The following is a 16,933-nucleotide window of genomic DNA, read 5'->3' as shown; positions in this document are numbered from 1 at the left end:
CCGTGTCGCGCCTGGACACCCAAATCGAAACGCCGCGCCTGCTCCTGCGCGTGCAGCGCAAGGAAGACTTCGAGTATTTCGCGGAGTTGCAGCGCGACGAGGAAGCGTGCCGCTACATCGGCGGCACCGCACCCCGCGCCGCGGCCTGGCGCAAGTTCCTGCAGATGCCCGGTGCGTGGGCCGTGCAGGGCTTCGGCATGTTCGCCGTGATCGAGAAGTCGTCCAACCAATGGGTCGGCAACATCGGCCCGTGGTATCCCGAAGGCTGGCCCGGCACCGAAGTGGGCTGGGCACTGCGTCGCTCGGCGTGGGGCAAGGGCTACGCGTACGAAGCCGCCGTCGCCGCGATCGACTGGGCCTTCGACGAATTGGGTTGGACCGAAGTGATCCATTCGATCGACCTGGACAATGTGGGTTCGCAGCAACTCGCCACGCGCCTGGGTGCGCGCAATCGCGGGCGCGGGCAACTGCCGGCGCCGTTCGAAGACGTCGTGATCGACATCTGGGCCCAGTCGCGCGAGGACTGGCGCGCGCGCGACCGCTGATGGGCACGCTCACCGTCCACGGCTTCTCGCCTTCGGGCAACTGCCACAAGGTGCGGTTGCTGCTCGAACAACTGGGCCGCCCGTATCGCTGGGTGGAAACGCGCAGCGACCAGGGCGCGACGCATTCGCCGGAATTCCTCGCGTTGAACCCGAACGCGAAGGTCCCCGTGCTCGTGCGGGAAGACGGCGCGGTGCTGACCGAATCCAACGCGATGCTCTGCTGGCTCGCCGACGGCACGTCCTTCCTGCCGGCCGATGCGTGGGAACGCGCGCAGGCACTGCGCTGGATGTTCTTCGAACAGTACAGCCACGAGCCTTACGTCGCGGTCGCGCGCTTCATCTGCGGGTGGACGCCGCTGGATTCCCCGCGCCGCGCCGAGCTGCCGCGCTTGCGCGAACGTGCGCACGACGCGCTGCGCGTGATGGAACGTCATCTGTCCGGACACGCATGGTTCACCGGCGCGCAGTACGGCATCGCCGACATCGCGTTGTTCGCGTACACGGCCGTGGCGGACGAGGGCGGCGTCGCGCTCGAGGACTATCCGATGCTGCGCGGCTGGCTCGATCGCGTGCGCGCGACCGATCGCTTCGTCGCGCTGCCGGGGAACGATGCGGACGTGCGCGAGCGCCTGGCGGCCTCACCGTGATGTTGCGCCGCGTCCTGCTCGCGATCCTGTTGTGTTGCCTGGCGCTGCCCGCGTTCGCCGTCGATTACCGCTTCGCGCCCGCACCGGCCTGGGTGAAGGACGCCGCGCTGCCCGACGCCGGAGATGCGCTGCCCACGGGCGACGGCACGCGCTATTTGTTGCTGGACGACCAGGTCGACGTGCGCGGCCCGCAGCACGTCGCCTACCGCCGCATCGCCACGCGGATGGACAACGCGCGCGCGCTGTCCGATGGCGGGCAGATCGAAATCTGGTACCAGCCCGAATACCAGCGCGTCGAGATCCATGCGATCGAAGTCCGCCGCGGAGGGCAGGTCACCGATCGCCGTGATGCGGCGCGCATCGAAGTCCTGCGCCGCGAAGAGGATCTCGACGATGCGATGTACGACGGCGAACACACGCTGAGCATCACCTTGCCCGACCTGCGCGTGGGCGACATCGTCGACTACAGCTACAGCGTGGTGGGCGACAACCCGGTGTTCGGCGGCGATTACCACGGCAGTTACACCGCGCGCTTCAGCTCGGCGCTCGCGTATCGCCGCGTGCGCGCGTTGTATCCGGCCGCGCGCCCCTTGCACGTGCATGCGCCGGGGGATTTCGCGCGGCAGGACGGGGCGATCGGCGATGCGCGCTTCGTCGAGTTCTCCGCGCGCCGCCTGCCGCGCACGCGCACCGAGCCCGATACGCCGTCGAGCTTCGATCCTTATGGCGACATCGCACTTTCGAGCGCGTCCACCTGGTCCGACGTCGTGCACTGGGCCCTGCCGATGTACAACCCCCGCCTGCGCGATCGCGCGCTCGCGGCCGATCTCGTGCAACGCCTGCAACTGAACGACACCGACAAGCGCGCGGCGCTGCTGCGCGCGATCGCGTTCGTCGAAGGCGAGATCCGCTACACCGCGCTGGACATGGGCAAGAATTCGCACGAGCCGAACCTGCCCGAAACCGTGGTCGCGCGCCGCTTCGGCGACTGCAAGGACAAGGCCGTGCTGCTGTCGGCGCTGCTGCACGAAGCAGGCATCGTCGCTGAACCCGTGCTCGTCGATACCGAAGGCCGCGAGTCGCTTGCAACCCGGCAACCGAGCGCGGTTGCGTTCGACCACGTCGTCGTCCGCGCGCACCTGGACAACAAACCGGTCTGGATCGACCCCACGCGCGACCCCGAGACCGGCGCGCTGGAAGATCGCTCGCCGCTGCCCTTCCGCCTCGGCCTGCCGATCTGCGCGCGGTGCGACCGCCTCGTCGACATCCCGCAACCCGCGCCGCGCGCGCCGCTGGTGGATGTCGGCCAGCGGGTCGACCTCGCGACGACCGCAGCGGGTTACCGCGCCGATTTCACCATCGTCACCGACTACCGCAACGAGAAGGCCGACGGCATCCGCGACACCTTCGCCGACGGCGAGGACGCGTTGGGCGCGCAATACGTCAGCTACATGCGCAAGTATTACGACGACTTGCAGAGCGAACGCGCGCCGACTTTGCACGATCGCGGCGCAGGCGCGGCACGCGCCATCGAACGTTACGTGATGCGGTGGCCGACGAAAGACGGCAACAACTTCGACATCGTGCTGTTCCAGCTGCTCGACTGGATGCCGGACTTCGACCTCGACAAGCGCACGACACCGATGGCGCTCGAAGGCCCGGCGTATGCGCGACAGACCATCCGCACGCACCTGTCGGGCGGCTGGGACATCGACGCGGACGATGACACGGTGGCCAATGCGTACTTCCGTTTCCACCGCATGGTGCGCGTGGTGGGCGACAAGCTGGAGATCGTCGGTGAATGGCGCCGTCTCGCCGACCAGGTCCCCGCGCGCGATTACGCGAAGGTCCGCGCCGACGTCCGGCGCGTGCGCGAACTCATGGAATACAGCGTCGCGATCGGCGAGGACGCCGACGAAGCCGCAGGCCAGGCCGACACCGCTTCGGTGCACCGGTGGCGCCTGATCGCCGCCGCGCTCGCCGGCCTGCTGCTGTTCTTCGCAGGCCTCGCCTACCGGCAGGAATCCCAGTTGCGTCGCCTCCGTACCGCAGGCGCCGCGCCCCAGAATCGTCCACGAGACAATGCCCCATGAACGCCGCCAAGCCGATTCCCGCCCGCATGAAGGGCCTCAACCGCGCCGAAATCTGCGACGTCAACTTCCAGGAGTTCGTGCGCGATTGGGACGGACGGCGCGACGTCGCCCCCGCGCCGCACGAAGCGATCCTCGAGGGCAGCGCGCTCGATGCCAGGGGCTTCCGCGAACTGTTCGAATCCCAACTGATCTCGCGTCACCTGGACCTGATGGCACGCGTGCTGCGCGTACAGAACAAGGTCTTCTACACGATCGGTTCCAGCGGCCACGAAGGCAACGCGATGGTCGCGCGCCTGACGCGCCACACCGATCCTGCGTTCCTGCATTACCGCTCGGGCGGCTTCATGGCCGAGCGCTTCCGCAAGTTGCCGGGCATGGACCCGATCATGGATTCGGCGCTGTCGTTCGCGGCCAGCAAGGACGATCCGGCGAGCGGCGGCCGTCACAAGGTGTGGGGCAGCAAGCCCTTGTGGGTGTTGCCGCAGACTTCGACGATCGCCTCGCATCTGCCCAAGGCCCTGGGCACCGCGCTTGCGATCGAGCAGGGACCGCGCATCGGGCATGAATTGCCGATTCCGAAGGACAGCATCGCCATCTGCTCCTTCGGCGATGCCTCGAGCAACCACGCCACCGCGCAGACCGCGTTCAACGCCGCCGCGTGGACCGCGTACCAGAAGCTGCCCGCGCCGGTGTTGTTCGTGTGCGAGGACAATGGCATCGGCATTTCGGTGAAGACGCCGAGCGGTTGGGTGGCGCGCAACTTCCAGCAGCGCCCGGACCTGGATTACTTCTACGCCGACGGCCTCGACCTGTCCGAAGGCTACGGCCAGGTGCAGGCCGCGGTCGAGCATTGCCGACGCACGCGCCGCCCGACATTCCTGCACCTGCGCACGACGCGCATCATGGGCCACGCGGGCACCGACTTCGAAATCGAATGGCGTTCGATCGAAGAGCTGTGCGCGGTGGAAGCGACCGATCCCTTGCTGCGTTCGGCGGCAATCGCGCTTGAGTCGGGCCTGATGTCGAAGGACGAAATCAACGCGTTGTATGAGGACACGCGGAAGAAGTGTTTCGCGGCAGCCGAGGACGCGGACAGCCGCCCGCGCTTGACCGAACTCGCGGACGTGATGAAACCGCTCGCGCCGTACACGCCCGATGCCGTGCGCAAGGAAGCCGCGCGCGTGCCGGAGACTGCGCGTCGCGAGCAAGCCTTCGGTGGCGAAGCGAAGCTGCCGGAGAAGCAAGCGCCGCGCCACCTCGCGATCCAGATCAACAACGCACTGCACGATTTGTTCGCCAAGTACCCGCAGGCCTTGTTGTTCGGCGAAGACGTCGCGCTCAAGGGCGGCGTGTACACCGTGACCAAGGGGCTGCAGAAAGCCTTCTCCGGCAAGCGTGTCTTCAACACGCTGCTCGACGAGACGATCATCCTCGGCCTGGCGCAGGGCTACGCGAACATGGGGATGCTGCCGTTCCCCGAGATCCAGTACCTGGCGTACTTCCACAACGCCTGCGACCAGATCCGCGGCGAAGCGGCGAGCCTGCAGTTCTTCAGCAACGGCCAGTACCGCAATCCGATGGTGATGCGCGTGGCCTCGCTCGGCTATCAGCGCGGCTTCGGCGGGCACTTCCACAACGACAATTCGATCACCGCCTTGCGCGACATCCCGGGGCTCGTCGTCGGTTGCCCGTCGCGCGGAGATGACGCAGCGACGATGTTGCGCACGCTCGCCGCGCTGGCGCAGGTCGACGGGCGCGTGTGCGCGATCCTCGAACCGATCGCGCTGTACATGACGAAAGACTTGTACGAACCCGGCGACGGCCAGTGGCTCACCGAATATCCGGCGCCGGACGAAGCGATGGAACTCGGCGAAGGCCGCGTCTACGGAGACGGTGAGGACCTGGTGATCTTTACCTTCGGCAACGGCGTTCCCATGTCGCTGCGCGCCGCGAAGCAGATCGAAGCCAGACACGGCTGGAAGATCCGCGTCGTCGACCTGCGCTGGCTGGTGCCGCTCAACGAATCCTTCATTCGGGAACAGGCGAAGAACGCGAAGCGGATCATCATCGTCGACGAAGGCCGCAAGAGCGCAGGCGTGGGCGAGGGCGTCGTGACCGCGATCGTCGAAGGCGGTTACGGTGCGCGTCCGTTCCAGCGCGTGGTCGGCGCCGATACCTTCACGCCGTTGGCGGGGGCAGCCTTCCTCGTGATTCCGTCGGACGAGGACATCGTCGCGGCGGCCGACCGGCTCGCCGCGACGGTCTGATCAGCGCGCGAGGCCTGCAAGCAACGCGCGTTCGCGCAGCGTTTCGCCGTTGCTCGTCACCGGCACATCGGGGCGCTCGACGGGCAACACCGCGAGCGCGACCCAGCCCTCGCCGTTGCGCGCGGTGCTGACGATCTGGCCCAGGGCGGCGGCGCCAACGTCGACGTTCGCGCCGGCTTCGGGCTCGCTCCGGCATTCGAACAGCGTGAGCCCGCGCTTGACCTGGCCGAGGAAGTGCGTGCGCGCCACGATCTCCTGTCCGGGATAGCACCCCTTTTTCACGCTGAAAGCGTGCAGGCGATCGAGCGAGAGCATCTGTGGCGTCCATTGCTCTGCCTGTGAGGGCGGCAGTCGCGGGAAGCCCAGCCGCAGGTCGGCCGCGCGCCAGCGTGCTTCGGCCTCGACATCGCGCGGGGAATCGCCGAGCGGTGCGATGCGCAGCGTGCGCTTGAGTCCGAATCCGCCGAAGTCGAATTCGATCCCGTCGGCCGGCGTGCCGGCAAAGCTCGCGCCCGCGGCCTTCGACGGCGCTTCGAACGTGCCGCTGGCGTGAAGGTCCTCGCGCACCGTCACCTTCAACTGGCGACGCAGGACGAAGCGCTGCAGTTGCGCGGCCAATGCGTCGGCATCGGCGTCGGGCACGATGAGCCACGCCGCGTCCTGGGCCACGCGGGCCAGTGCGAACAGCGCGACGACGCGGCCTTTCGGGGTCAGCCACCCGTTCCATTGCCAGCGCCCGACGGGCGCGGCCTCCACGTCGTTCATGCACTGCGCTTGCGCGAAGGCGATGGCGTCGCGCCCTTCGAGCGCGATCACGCGGTGGCCGGGGAGGGCGAAAGCCGGGGCGGGCGGGGGCGCTAGGTTGTGGGACATCCGGTGCGGACTTAAACTTCGGGGGTTGTGACGCCGCGAATCATAGGTCAATCCGAACCCGACACCGACGCCGGAACGCTGCCTGATGGTGCAGCGACGCCGCGCGAGGGCACGCAGGTTGTCCCGGCCGACGACACGCTCGCCCCCCAAACGCCACCGGTGGAGATCGGCGGTCGCAAGGGATTGGACCCGGTTCGCTACGGCGACTGGGAAAAGAACGGCCGCTGCATCGATTTCTGACGCCGGCACTCGCTGACATCACGTAAGGAAGGACGCGCCGATGGCGACGCAACGCCCCCTGTCACCGCATCTGCAGGTGTATCGCTGGCAGATCACGATGACGATGTCGATCCTGCATCGCGTCACCGGCGTGGGTTTGACCGTCGGCGCATTCGCGTTGGCGTGGTTCCTGGTGATGCTCGCGATGGGGCCCGAGGCCGGTGCGCGCGCGATGGCGTGCGTGGCCTCGCCGATCGGGCTGTTCTTCACCTTCGCCTTCTCGCTGTGCCTGGTCTACCACCTGTTCAACGGACTGCGGCACCTGCTGTGGGATACGGGCCATGGCTACGACATCCCTTCGGTCTACAAGACAGGTTGGACCGTTTTGGCGCTGACGGTGGTCGTCACCGCCGCGCTGTGGTTCTTCGCACTGGGAGTCGCTTGACCATGACCGACCTGCGTACACCGCTCGCACGCGCCCGCGGCCTGGGCTCGGGTAAAACCGGCACCGGCCACTTCTGGGTGCAGCGCGTCACCGCCGTTGCGCTCGCGATTCTCGTCCCGTGGCTGGTGTGGGTGCTGCTTTCGATGGTCGGCGGCGACTACGCGCACGCCATCGACATCCTGCATCGCCCCTGGAACGCGATCCTCATGGGTGCGTTCCTCGTCGCGATGTTCTGGCACGCCAAGCTCGGCATCCAGGTGGTGATCGAAGACTACGTCCACACGCGCGGTTGGGAAGTCACGCTCCAACTGCTGAACCTGTTCCTGTGCACCCTCGGCGCGATCGCGTCGTTGTTCGCGATCGTCCGCATCGCGCTGCTGGCCTGAGCCCAAATGACCGCCTACAAGATCCAGGAACACAAGTACGACATGATCGTCGTCGGCGCCGGTGGCGCCGGCCTGCGCGCCACCTTCGGCCTCGCGCAAAAGGGGCTGAAGACCGCGTGTTTGACGAAGGTCTTCCCCACGCGTTCGCACACCGTCGCTGCGCAGGGCGGCATCTCCGCCGCGCTCGGCAACATGGGCGAAGACGATTGGCGCTTCCACTTCTACGACACCATCAAGGGGTCGGACTGGCTGGGCGACCAGGACGCGATCGAATACATGTGCCGCGAGGCCATTCCCGCGATCATCGAACTCGAACACCAGGGCGTGCCGTTCTCGCGCACCGAAGACGGCCGCATCTACCAGCGTCCCTTCGGCGGCATGACCACGCATTACGGCAAGGGCATCGCGCAGCGCACGTGCGCGGCCGCCGACCGCACCGGCCACGCGATCCTGCACACGCTGTATCAACAGTCGCTCGCGCACAAGGCGCAGTTCTTCATCGAATACTTCGCGCTCGACCTGATCATGGACGAGGAGGGCGCCTGCCGCGGCGTGCTTGCGCTCGACATGGCCGAAGGCACGCTGCACTTGTTCCGTTCGCACGGCGCGGTGCTCGCCACCGGCGGCTACGGCCGCGCGTATTTCTCGGCGACTTCCGCCCACACCTGCACCGGCGACGGCGGCGGCATGGCGCTGCGCGCGGGACTGGGCATGCAGGACATGGAATTCGTGCAGTTCCATCCCACCGGCATTTACGGCGCGGGCTGCCTGATCACCGAAGGCGTGCGCGGCGAAGGCGGCATCCTGCGCAACAGCAACGGCGAGCGTTTCATGGAGCGCTACGCGCCGAACGCGAAGGACCTCGCCTCGCGCGACGTCGTCTCGCGTTCGATGACCATCGAGATCCGCGAAGGCCGCGGCGTCGGCCCGCAAAAGGACCACATCAACCTGGACCTGACGCACCTGGACCCGAAGGACATCCACGAAAAGCTTCCCGGCATCGCCGAGAGCGCGCGGATCTTCGCGGGCGTGGATGTCGAGAAAGAGCCGATCCCCGTCATTCCGACCGTCCACTACAACATGGGCGGCATCCCCACCAACTATCACGGCGAAGTCGTGCAACTGCGCAACGGCGATCCCGACGCGGTGGTGCAGGGCCTGTACGCGATCGGCGAAGCGGCGTGCGTTTCGGTGCACGGCGCGAATCGCCTGGGTTCCAACTCGCTGCTCGACCTGGTCGTGTTCGGCCGCGCGGTTGCCAACCGTTGCGCGGAGACGATCAAGCCCGGCATGCCGCACAAGGACCTGAAGCCCACGGCGTGCGATCAATCGCTCGCCAACTTCGACCGCCTGCGCAACGCCAACGGCTCGCTGCCGACGGCCGAGATCCGCAACAACATGCAGCGTGCGATGCAGGCCGACGCCGCGGTGTTCCGCACCGGCGAAACGCTGGCCGAAGGCGTGGCGAAGGTCCGCGAGATCCACGCATCGTTCGCCGATGTCCGCGTCAGCGACCGCTCGCTGGTCTGGAACTCCGACTTGATCGAAACCCTCGAGCTGCAGAACCTGCTGGGCCAGGCGTTGACGACGATCGTGTCCGCGGAAAACCGCACCGAATCGCGCGGCGCGCATGCGCGCGAGGACTTCCCGGAACGCGACGACGCGAACTGGCACAAGCACAGCGTGTGCTGGGTGGACGATGCGGGCAACACGCGCATCGACTATCGCCCGGTGCACATGTACACGCTCAGCGGCGACGTCGAAGTCGTGCCGCCCAAGCCGCGCGTCTACTGACCCGGGGAACGAGAAACCATGGCTGAATTCACGCTCCCGAAGAATTCGAAGATCGGCAAGGGCCGCCACTTCCCGGCGCCTGCCGGCGCGAAGAAAGTGCGCACCTTCAAGGTGTATCGCTGGAATCCGGACGATGGCAAGAACCCGAGCGTCGATACGTACGATGTCGATCTCGCCACCTGCGGTCCGATGGTCCTTGACGCGCTGATCAAGATCAAGAACGAGATCGACCCCACGCTGACCTTCCGCCGCTCGTGCCGCGAAGGCATCTGCGGCTCGTGCGCGATGAACATCGACGGCACGAACACGCTGGCGTGCACGCGCGCGATCTCCGACTGCACGAAGGCCGAAGTGCCGATCTATCCGCTGCCGCACATGGCGGTGGTGAAGGATCTGGTGCCGGACATGACGCACTTCTACGCGCAATACGCGTCGATCAAGCCGTGGATCCGCACGCAGACCCCGGCGCCGGACCGCGAACGCCTGCAGTCGAAGGAAGACCGCGCGCTGCTCGACGGCCTGTACGAATGCATCCTTTGCGCGTGCTGCTCGACGAGCTGCCCGAGCTACTGGTGGAATGGCGATCGTTACCTGGGCCCGGCGATCCTGTTGCAGGCGTACCGCTGGATCGTCGACTCGCGCGACGAAGACACCGGCGCGCGCCTGGACGACCTGGAAGACCCGTTCAAGCTCTATCGCTGCCACACGATCATGAACTGCGCGCGGACCTGCCCGAAGGGGCTGAATCCGGCCAGGGCGATCGGCGAGATCAAGAAGTTGATGCTGGCAAGGCGCGGCTGATCGCGATGGGCAGCGCGGAGATGCTCAAGCCCGCGTTTGCCCTGGTCGGCCTCACGGCCGTCGTTTTCGTCCGCATGTACTGGGTGCGCATCGCCCAGATGCGACGCGGGCGCATCGATGCGCAGGCCGTTGCCACCTCTTCGGAAATGGCGCGCCTGCTGACCGACACGCGCGCCTCCGACAACTTCCGCAACCTGTTCGAAGTGCCGGTGCTGTTCTACGCGGCCGTGTTCGTGGCGATGTGGGCCGACCGCGTCACGCCCGTTTCCATCGCGCTCGCCTGGGCCTTCGTCCTCCTGCGCGTCTTGCACAGCGCCGTGCACTGCACCTACAACCGCGTGATGCACCGCTTCGCCCTGTTCGTCACGGGCGCGTTGGTGCTGTTTGCGTGGTGGGCCTATCTCGCGGCGGGGCAGGCGTGGTGAACGACGACATCGAAATCCGCAAATTGAAATGGCGCTGCCGCCGCGGCATGCGCGAACTGGATCAATTGCTCGAGCGCTGGCTGGATGCCGCGTGGCGCCAATCGAACCCGGCCGATCGCGCGACATTCCTGCGCCTGCTGGACAGCGAGGACGACCGCTTGTGGAAGTGGTTCCTCGGGCATGAAGTCGCGCCTGATGCCGAGCTGCAGTCGCTCATCGAGCGCATCCGCAATTTGCCGAACGCCTGACCGTCAGATCGCGCGCCCGTCGAAGTCGTGCACGGGAATCGCGGAGAGATCCACGTCGTCCAGCACGCGCAGGTTCACCGCCGCGACGGGGTTGCCCTTCGGATCGTTCGCCTCGCCGAAGACATGGATGCCGCAGTTGTCGCAGAAGCGATGCTGGATGTGGTGCTTGTTGAACGTGTAGGTCGCCATGTCGGCTTCCGGCGTGCGCAGCACGAGCTTTTCGCGCGGCACGAACCACAACAGCGACCCACGCTTGCCGCACATCGAACAATTGCAGGCCAGCCCGCTGTCGATTTCCCCTTCGACATCGAAGGCGACCTGGCCACATTGACAGCTACCGGTGTAGTTCATCGCGCGCACTCCTGGGGGGATCGGCGCATGCTGCGGCGAATGCCCGCTTCGTTCAAGTACCGCCTCCCTGCAGTCCCTCAATCGCGCGCAGCGCGATCGAGGGGGACGAAGATCGCCGCGACCCCGATCGCCAACCCTGTCCCCACGATCTGCGCAATCACGAACCCCGGCACATCGACTGGCCGGATCCCCGCGAAGGATTGGGTCAAGGACCGCGCCAGCGTCACCGCCGGATTCGCGAACGAAGTGCTGCCCGTGAACCAATACGCGGCGAAGATGTAGGCGCCGACCAGCGCAGGGACCGCCGCGGGCCGATGCGCGAGGCCGAACAGGATCGTCAGCAACAAGCCGAACGTCGCGACGCCCTCGCTCAACCATTGCCCCGGGCCTGCGCGGACATGCGTGCCCGGTTGCAGCAACGCCTGGTCGAACATCGCATGCGCGAGCGCGACGCCGAGGATCGCCGCGATGACTTGTACCGCGATGTAGGCCAGGGCCGTGCGCGTATCGAGTGCGCCGCGCAAGCGCATCGCCAACGTGACCGCCGGGTTGAAGTGTGCGCCGGAAACGGGGCCGAAGATCGCGATGAGCACGTACAGGATCGCAGCCGTCGCACTGGCGTTGGCGAGCAACGCGATGCCGTCGTTGCCGTGCGACAGCGCCACACCCATGATGCCTGAGCCGACCACCGCCGCCAGCAACGTAGCGGTGCCCAAGGCTTCAGCCAACAACGCACGCGGCAAATGATTCACAGCGACGCCAGCAATGTGCGCACGCGCGCGGCGATGTCGTCGCGAACGGCGCGATACCCCGCGTCGTCCATGTGTTTCGGATCCTGCAGCGCCCAATCCTCGCGGCGTTTGGCCGGCACCCACGGGCATTGGTCGCCGCAGCCCATCGTCACCACCGCATCGAACTCGCCTTCGACCTCGTCCAGGGATTTCGAACGATGCGTGGCGAGGTCGTAGCCGACCTCCGACATGAAACGCATGGCTTTCGGATTCACCACGCCGGAGGGGCGCGAACCCGCGCTCTGTGCGTCGACCTCCTCGCCGCCGATCATGCGGGCGAACGCCTCCGCCATCTGGCTGCGATTGGCGTTCTCGACGCAGACGAACAGGACGCGTTTCATCGGCAGCACGCCACGTTTCCTTTTGAAGCGCCTTTCTTGCGCGGCTTGCAGTCGGTGGACACCGGGTCGCACGCGCCAGAGCCGGCGCAGCAGTTCTCGGTGAGATAGGCGATGAGGTCGTTCATCCGGTCGTAGTTCGCACGCACGCGGATGACGCGGCCCTCCCGCTGGTCGAGCACCAGGCCGGCCGAGCGCAGGACGTTGAGGTGCGCAGTCAGCGTCGCGGGCGGCAGGTCGAGAGATTCCCGAAGCTCCCCGACCGGCAGTCCGTCGGGACCGGCTTCGACGAGCCGTCGGAAGGCGCGCAGGCGGGATTCGTGGCCGAGTGCCGCCAGGCACGCGAGGGAGGAGGGCATTTCCATAATTCCAACATTATGGAATTAATGGTCCGTGTCAACCGTGGACCATTGCGGACGGTTATTGATCCAGGCCCTCGTGCGCGTTTGGCCCTTTAACCCTTTCTTATCCACTCCACGCTACGGTCGGCGATTCGCCCACCCCCAAGGCAAGCCCATGGCCCCGAAGATCCAGCCCTGCCTGTGGTTCGACAAGAACGGCGAGGAAGCCGCGCGCTTCTACGCCGACACGTTTCCCGACTCGGAGATCAAGGACGTGGCGCGCGCCCCCGGCGACTATCCGGCCGGCAAGCAGGGCGATGCACTCGTCATCATGATGACGATCTTCAAGATGCCTTTCATGCTGTTGAACGGCGGGCCGCAATTCAAGTTCGACGAAGCGGTGAGTTTCCAGGTCGCCACCGACGACCAGGAAGAAACCGATCGCTACTGGAATGCCATCGTGGGCAACGGCGGGCAGGAAAGTGAGTGCGGCTGGTGCAAGGATCGTTTCGGCCTGTCCTGGCAGATCACGCCGCGTCGACTGACCGACCTGATGAGCGCCGGCGGCGAAACGGCGCAGCGTGCGTTCCAGGCCATGATGACGATGCGGAAGATCGACATCGCGGCGCTCGACCGCGCGGTGGAAGGCGCGAAGGCCTGAGGAAACCGCGACGCGTGACGCAGGGCAAGGCGTCGCGCGCAGCTGAACCATTCATGCGTCATCTCACGCATTGAGACCGCACGTGGCCACGCTCTCGCGCGTGGACACCCTCACCAAACTCGGCATCCTCGCCGACGCCGCGAAGTACGACGCGTCCTGCGCCTCCTCGGGCGCCGGCAAGCGCGATTCGATGAAGACCGGCGGCATCGGCAGCACCGAAGGCATGGGCATCTGCCACTCGTACACGCCCGACGGCCGCTGCGTGTCGCTGCTGAAGATCCTGCTCACCAACTTCTGCATCTTCGATTGCGCCTATTGCGTCAACCGCGTGTCGAGCAACGTGCGCCGCGCGCGCTTCTCCACCGATGAAGTCGTGCGACTGACGCTGGATTTCTACAAGCGCAACTACATCGAAGGCCTGTTTCTCTCCAGCGGCATCATCCGCGACAGCGATTACACGATGGAGCGCCTGGTGGAAGTCGCGCGCTGCCTGCGCGAAGACCATTGTTTCGCCGGTTACATCCATCTCAAGACGATCCCGGATGCCGCGCCCGAATTGCTCGCCGCCGCCGGCCGCCATGCCGACCGCCTGAGCATCAACGTCGAACTGCCGACCGAAACGGGCTTGTCGACACTCGCACCCGAGAAGAACCTCCCGCGCATCCGCAGTGCGATGGGCGACCTGCGCTGGCGCATCGAGGAAGGCCAACAAGCGCGCAAGACGGCGAAGGTCAACAAGCCGCCCAAGTTCGCGCCCGCCGGCCAGAGCACGCAGATGATCGTGGGCGCCGACGGTGCCGACGACCGCGCGATCCTCCTTGCCAGCGACAACCTCTACGGCAACTATCGCCTGCGTCGCGTGTACTACTCGGGCTTCAGCCCGATTCCCGATGCGTCGTCGAAACTGCCGCTGCAGGCACCGCCGCTGCAACGCGAACACCGGCTGTACCAAGCCGATTGGCTGCTGCGCTTCTACGGATTCGGCGTCGACGAAATCGCGCCGCCCCAAGCGTCGACCACGATGCTGGACCTGGACATCGATCCGAAACTCGCATGGGCGCTGCGCAATCCCGAGCGCTTCCCCGTCGACCTCAACACCGCCCCGAAGGAACTGTTACTGCGCGTGCCGGGCCTGGGCACGCGCAATGTCGCGCGCATCGTGCAATCGCGTCGCCACGGTCGATTGCGCGTCGCCGATCTGACGCGCCTGCGTGCACCACTGGCGAAAGTGTTGCCGTTCGTCGCGCTGCTGGATCATCACCCGCATCGCAAGCTGGACGATCCGGCGGCCTTGCGCGCGCACCTGGCACCGAAGCCGCGGCAGCAGGACCTCTTCGCCGCATGAGCGATCGCTGGTCGGCGACCGTCGATCCCCCCTGGGATTTCGATGCATGGCGCGAACAGGCGCGCGCCGCGTTGCGCGCGAACATCACGCCCGAGGCGATCGACTGGCGCGGCGACGCGCAAGGCGCGCTGCTCGCGGGACGCGCCGTCGCGTCCGCGTCGCCCGTTCGCCAAGTCCCCGCCATGCCGCGCGACTTCTTCGAACTCGGCGCACGCGTCGCCTGCCATCGCGGCACCGATGCGCACGCGTTGCTCTATCGCATGGCTTACCGGATCGCGAATGGCGAACGCCACCTGTGCACGCTGGCGACGGATGAAGACACGCACCGCGCGATGCGCCTGGACCAATCCGTTCGCCGCGACCTGCACAAGATGAAAGCCTTCGTACGCTTCCGCGAAGTGCCGGGCGTGCGGGATGGTTTCATCGCCTGGTTCGAACCGGAACATCGGATCGTCGACCGTGTGTCCGGCTTCTTTGCGCGGCGCTTCGCCGGCATGCGGTGGTCGATCCTCACGCCGTATCGCAGCGTGCACTGGAACGGCGAAGCGCTCGCCTTCGCGCCGGGCGCCCTGCGCAGCGACGCGCCCGCGGACGACGCGCAGGAATCGCTGTGGCGCACCTATTACGCGCACATCTTCAATCCGGCGCGTCTCAATCCGCGGATGATGCGCCAGGAGATGCCGCAGAAGTACTGGAAGCACCTGCCGGAAGCGCACGTGCTGCCGACGCTCCTGCGCGAAGCGGGCGCCCGCGTGGAATCGATGGCTGGCCGTGCACCGGAACCGCCGCGCCGGCGCATCCCGGCGCAGTCGCCGGCAATCGAACGCCCCGCCAGTGACCTGGACAAAGTGCGCGCGCGCGCCCGCGATTGCCGCGCATGCCCCCTGTGGGAACCGGCGACGCAAACCGTCTTCGGCGAAGGCCCGCACAACGCGCGCATCGCACTGGTCGGCGAGCAACCCGGCGACGAAGAAGACCTGAGCGGCCGTCCCTTCGTCGGCCCCGCAGGGCGCATGCTGCAACGCGCACTCGACGAGATCGGCCTGGCGCGCGACTCGCTTTATCTGACCAACGCGGTGAAGCACTTCCGCTTCGAACGCCGCGGCAAGCATCGCCTGCACAAGGCGCCCGAACCGGGCCATGCGCACGCGTGCCGCCGGTGGCTGGCGGAGGAACTGGAATTGCTCAAGCCCGACATCATCGTGTGCCTGGGCGCGACCGCTGCGCACAGCGTGTTCGGTGGCGATTTCCGATTGCTGGAACAGCGGGGGCAGTGGGGGCGATTGCCGGACGACACGCGCGCATTCGCCACCGTGCACCCGGCGTGGGTGTTGCGGCAGCCGCAGGCGGATCGCGAGGCGGCGTATCGCGGATTCGTGGACGACCTGCGTTTGCTTGTCGACCCAGGCTGAATTGTTCAGCCTGGAACCTGGCCCGCAAGCCGTGCCGGCCGCACCGGCCCTAGACTCCAGCGATGAAAATCGATCAATACCCCAACGAATCCCTTCGCAGGAAGCTGGTTGTCGCCGGCATTCCGGAGTCGGAGCAAGCCCTGGAATCGATGTTGACCAAGATGGCCGAGCTCGACGCGCCGCTGCTCAAGGGTCTGTCCGCCGACATGACGGCCGAACTGCTCCTGTATCTGATCTCCAAGGGCGTCGTCACGCTGCCCAAGGCGAGCGACAAGGCCCTGCTCGATCTGCCATGGGGCTCGCATGTCTGCCAGTTCTACGACACCAAGCAGGACCAGCTCGACATGCTGGTGCCGTACTTCAAGCAGGGGCTGGAAAACAACGAGGCCTGCGCGTGGCTCGTCGGTGACCTGACCGTCGATGAAGCGCGCGAAGCGCTCGCCGCCGCCGTGCCCGATCTCGCCGACCGCATGGCCGGCGGCCAGATGCAGATCGTGCACTACAGCGAGTTCTACACCGACCCGAACGGAACGGTGAAGGCACCCGAGCAGTTGAGCTACCAGTTCGCCGCGTTGGGTGCGGCTGCCAAGGCCGACGGTTACGAAGGACTCCGCGCTTCGGGCAGCGTCAGCTTCGTCAGGGACGCCGAAAGCATGTCGCGCTTCATGGCGTACGAAACGCGCGTGAACGTCGCGATCCAGGACGCCAAGATCATGGCGGTCTGCACGTACCCGGCCGGGTCCGCGGCCCTGTGCGCGTGCCGGGAACTCATTCACAACCACGGCAATTTCTTCGTCAAGCGCGGCGAATGGGTGCACGACAAGTCCAGGGACGCCGAGCGGATCGAAGCGGTCTTCGCGAGCCTCGCCGGCGCGTAGGCGCGCCGCCGTCCGGCTTTCACCGCGGCAACCACCCGCCGCCGCTACCCTGCGGCGGGTTCGTTCCGCGAAA

Annotated in this window: 20 protein-coding genes; 15 read left to right on the top strand and 5 right to left on the bottom strand. The window is 66.6% G+C overall.

What is annotated here, in order from left to right; genetic code table 11:
• Nucleotides 1-2: 2 nt before the first annotated feature.
• Genes ACXJJ8_RS01490 through ACXJJ8_RS01475 form a run of 4 tightly spaced genes read left to right on the top strand, consistent with a single transcriptional unit; the run spans nt 3 to nt 5,552 of the window.
• Nucleotides 3-545 (top strand): GNAT family N-acetyltransferase, encoded by a 543-nt coding sequence (locus ACXJJ8_RS01490; RefSeq protein WP_499026452.1) that lies wholly within the window; start codon nt 3-5, stop codon nt 543-545.
• Entirely contained in the window at nt 524-1,192 is a 669-nt protein-coding gene (locus ACXJJ8_RS01485) for a glutathione S-transferase family protein (protein WP_499027182.1), read from the top strand. The genes ACXJJ8_RS01490 and ACXJJ8_RS01485 overlap by 22 nt, the downstream gene beginning before the upstream one ends.
• Complete coding sequence (locus tag ACXJJ8_RS01480; RefSeq protein ID WP_499026450.1) at nt 1,192-3,285, top strand: DUF3857 domain-containing protein; 2,094 nt, start codon at nt 1,192-1,194, stop codon at nt 3,283-3,285. The genes ACXJJ8_RS01485 and ACXJJ8_RS01480 overlap by 1 nt, the downstream gene beginning before the upstream one ends.
• The gene (locus tag ACXJJ8_RS01475) at nt 3,282-5,552 is read left to right on the top strand and encodes a thiamine pyrophosphate-dependent enzyme (protein WP_499026449.1); all 2,271 of its coding nucleotides are present in this window, start codon (nt 3,282-3,284) and stop codon (nt 5,550-5,552) included. The genes ACXJJ8_RS01480 and ACXJJ8_RS01475 overlap by 4 nt, the downstream gene beginning before the upstream one ends.
• On the opposite strand, the gene ygfZ is transcribed toward ACXJJ8_RS01475, so the two are convergent.
• Complete coding sequence (gene ygfZ, locus ACXJJ8_RS01470) at nt 5,553-6,368, bottom strand: CAF17-like 4Fe-4S cluster assembly/insertion protein YgfZ (protein ID WP_499026448.1); 816 nt, start codon at nt 6,366-6,368, stop codon at nt 5,553-5,555.
• Between the two features lie 84 nt (nt 6,369-6,452).
• On the opposite strand from ygfZ, the gene ACXJJ8_RS01465 reads away from it, so the two are divergent.
• Genes ACXJJ8_RS01465 through ACXJJ8_RS01435 form a run of 7 tightly spaced genes read left to right on the top strand, consistent with a single transcriptional unit; the run spans nt 6,453 to nt 10,743 of the window.
• Complete coding sequence (locus tag ACXJJ8_RS01465; RefSeq protein ID WP_499026447.1) at nt 6,453-6,665, top strand: DUF1674 domain-containing protein; 213 nt, start codon at nt 6,453-6,455, stop codon at nt 6,663-6,665.
• Between the two features lie 40 nt (nt 6,666-6,705).
• Entirely contained in the window at nt 6,706-7,089 is a 384-nt protein-coding gene (gene sdhC / locus ACXJJ8_RS01460; RefSeq protein ID WP_499026446.1) for a succinate dehydrogenase, cytochrome b556 subunit, read from the top strand.
• A gap of 2 nt (nt 7,090-7,091) precedes the next feature.
• Nucleotides 7,092-7,475, top strand: coding sequence for a succinate dehydrogenase, hydrophobic membrane anchor protein (gene sdhD / locus ACXJJ8_RS01455; RefSeq protein WP_499026445.1), 384 nt, complete (start codon nt 7,092-7,094; stop codon nt 7,473-7,475).
• Between the two features lie 6 nt (nt 7,476-7,481).
• The gene (gene sdhA, locus ACXJJ8_RS01450) at nt 7,482-9,269 is read left to right on the top strand and encodes a succinate dehydrogenase flavoprotein subunit (RefSeq protein ID WP_499026444.1); all 1,788 of its coding nucleotides are present in this window, start codon (nt 7,482-7,484) and stop codon (nt 9,267-9,269) included.
• Nucleotides 9,270-9,287: 18 nt separating this feature from the next.
• Nucleotides 9,288-10,070 (top strand): succinate dehydrogenase iron-sulfur subunit, encoded by a 783-nt coding sequence (locus tag ACXJJ8_RS01445; RefSeq protein WP_499026443.1) that lies wholly within the window; start codon nt 9,288-9,290, stop codon nt 10,068-10,070.
• Between the two features lie 5 nt (nt 10,071-10,075).
• Nucleotides 10,076-10,495: an MAPEG family protein gene (locus ACXJJ8_RS01440; RefSeq protein ID WP_499026442.1), complete on the top strand. Its 420-nt coding sequence runs from the start codon at nt 10,076-10,078 to the stop codon at nt 10,493-10,495.
• The gene (locus ACXJJ8_RS01435) at nt 10,492-10,743 is read left to right on the top strand and encodes an FAD assembly factor SdhE (RefSeq protein WP_499026441.1); all 252 of its coding nucleotides are present in this window, start codon (nt 10,492-10,494) and stop codon (nt 10,741-10,743) included. Before ACXJJ8_RS01440 ends, ACXJJ8_RS01435 begins: the two co-directional genes overlap by 4 nt.
• Nucleotides 10,744-10,746: 3 nt before the next feature.
• Here ACXJJ8_RS01435 and ACXJJ8_RS01430 read toward each other — a convergent pair whose 3' ends face one another.
• The 4 genes from ACXJJ8_RS01430 to ACXJJ8_RS01415 form a co-directional block, all read right to left on the bottom strand.
• Nucleotides 10,747-11,094: a GFA family protein gene (locus ACXJJ8_RS01430; RefSeq protein ID WP_499026440.1), complete on the bottom strand. Its 348-nt coding sequence runs from the start codon at nt 11,092-11,094 to the stop codon at nt 10,747-10,749.
• Nucleotides 11,095-11,171: 77 nt separating this feature from the next.
• Nucleotides 11,172-11,822, bottom strand: coding sequence for an aquaporin (locus ACXJJ8_RS01425; RefSeq protein WP_499026439.1), 651 nt, complete (start codon nt 11,820-11,822; stop codon nt 11,172-11,174).
• 20 nt (nt 11,823-11,842) lie between these two features.
• Complete coding sequence (locus tag ACXJJ8_RS01420; RefSeq protein WP_499027181.1) at nt 11,843-12,226, bottom strand: arsenate reductase ArsC; 384 nt, start codon at nt 12,224-12,226, stop codon at nt 11,843-11,845.
• Complete coding sequence (locus ACXJJ8_RS01415; RefSeq protein ID WP_499026438.1) at nt 12,223-12,582, bottom strand: ArsR/SmtB family transcription factor; 360 nt, start codon at nt 12,580-12,582, stop codon at nt 12,223-12,225. The genes ACXJJ8_RS01420 and ACXJJ8_RS01415 overlap by 4 nt, the downstream gene beginning before the upstream one ends.
• Before the next feature lie 157 nt (nt 12,583-12,739).
• Between ACXJJ8_RS01415 and ACXJJ8_RS01410 the strand changes: the two genes are divergently transcribed.
• From ACXJJ8_RS01410 to ACXJJ8_RS01395, 4 genes are all read left to right on the top strand, one after another.
• Entirely contained in the window at nt 12,740-13,225 is a 486-nt protein-coding gene (locus ACXJJ8_RS01410) for a VOC family protein (RefSeq protein ID WP_499026436.1), read from the top strand.
• A gap of 100 nt (nt 13,226-13,325) precedes the next feature.
• Nucleotides 13,326-14,570 (top strand): putative DNA modification/repair radical SAM protein, encoded by a 1,245-nt coding sequence (locus ACXJJ8_RS01405; protein WP_499027180.1) that lies wholly within the window; start codon nt 13,326-13,328, stop codon nt 14,568-14,570.
• On the top strand, nt 14,567-15,982 hold the full coding sequence (locus ACXJJ8_RS01400; RefSeq protein ID WP_499026435.1) for a UdgX family uracil-DNA binding protein: 1,416 nt from the start codon (nt 14,567-14,569) through the stop codon (nt 15,980-15,982). The genes ACXJJ8_RS01405 and ACXJJ8_RS01400 overlap by 4 nt, the downstream gene beginning before the upstream one ends.
• 62 nt (nt 15,983-16,044) lie before the next feature.
• Nucleotides 16,045-16,860 (top strand): MEDS domain-containing protein, encoded by an 816-nt coding sequence (locus tag ACXJJ8_RS01395; RefSeq protein WP_499026434.1) that lies wholly within the window; start codon nt 16,045-16,047, stop codon nt 16,858-16,860.
• The last annotated feature ends 73 nt before the right edge of the window (nt 16,861-16,933 follow it).

The sequence above is a fragment of the Lysobacter sp. P5_C4 genome (assembly GCF_054049695.1).
Note: the sequence above shows the minus strand (reverse complement) of the source record. Positions and strands in the feature narration are given on the sequence as shown.

Coding starts and splice junctions, on each gene's coding strand:
- sdhC (WP_499026446.1), top strand. CDS start 6,706: ATGGCGACGCAACGCCCCCTGTCACCGCATCTGCAGGTGTATCGCTGG.
- sdhA (WP_499026444.1), top strand. CDS start 7,482: ATGACCGCCTACAAGATCCAGGAACACAAGTACGACATGATCGTCGTC.
- ACXJJ8_RS01420 (WP_499027181.1), bottom strand. CDS start 12,226: ATGAAACGCGTCCTGTTCGTCTGCGTCGAGAACGCCAATCGCAGCCAG.
- ACXJJ8_RS01480 (WP_499026450.1), top strand. CDS start 1,192: ATGTTGCGCCGCGTCCTGCTCGCGATCCTGTTGTGTTGCCTGGCGCTG.
- ACXJJ8_RS01430 (WP_499026440.1), bottom strand. CDS start 11,094: ATGAACTACACCGGTAGCTGTCAATGTGGCCAGGTCGCCTTCGATGTC.
- ACXJJ8_RS01410 (WP_499026436.1), top strand. CDS start 12,740: ATGGCCCCGAAGATCCAGCCCTGCCTGTGGTTCGACAAGAACGGCGAG.
- ACXJJ8_RS01400 (WP_499026435.1), top strand. CDS start 14,567: ATGAGCGATCGCTGGTCGGCGACCGTCGATCCCCCCTGGGATTTCGAT.
- ACXJJ8_RS01415 (WP_499026438.1), bottom strand. CDS start 12,582: ATGCCCTCCTCCCTCGCGTGCCTGGCGGCACTCGGCCACGAATCCCGC.
- ACXJJ8_RS01440 (WP_499026442.1), top strand. CDS start 10,076: ATGGGCAGCGCGGAGATGCTCAAGCCCGCGTTTGCCCTGGTCGGCCTC.
- ACXJJ8_RS01395 (WP_499026434.1), top strand. CDS start 16,045: ATGAAAATCGATCAATACCCCAACGAATCCCTTCGCAGGAAGCTGGTT.
- ACXJJ8_RS01475 (WP_499026449.1), top strand. CDS start 3,282: ATGAACGCCGCCAAGCCGATTCCCGCCCGCATGAAGGGCCTCAACCGC.
- sdhD (WP_499026445.1), top strand. CDS start 7,092: ATGACCGACCTGCGTACACCGCTCGCACGCGCCCGCGGCCTGGGCTCG.
- ACXJJ8_RS01445 (WP_499026443.1), top strand. CDS start 9,288: ATGGCTGAATTCACGCTCCCGAAGAATTCGAAGATCGGCAAGGGCCGC.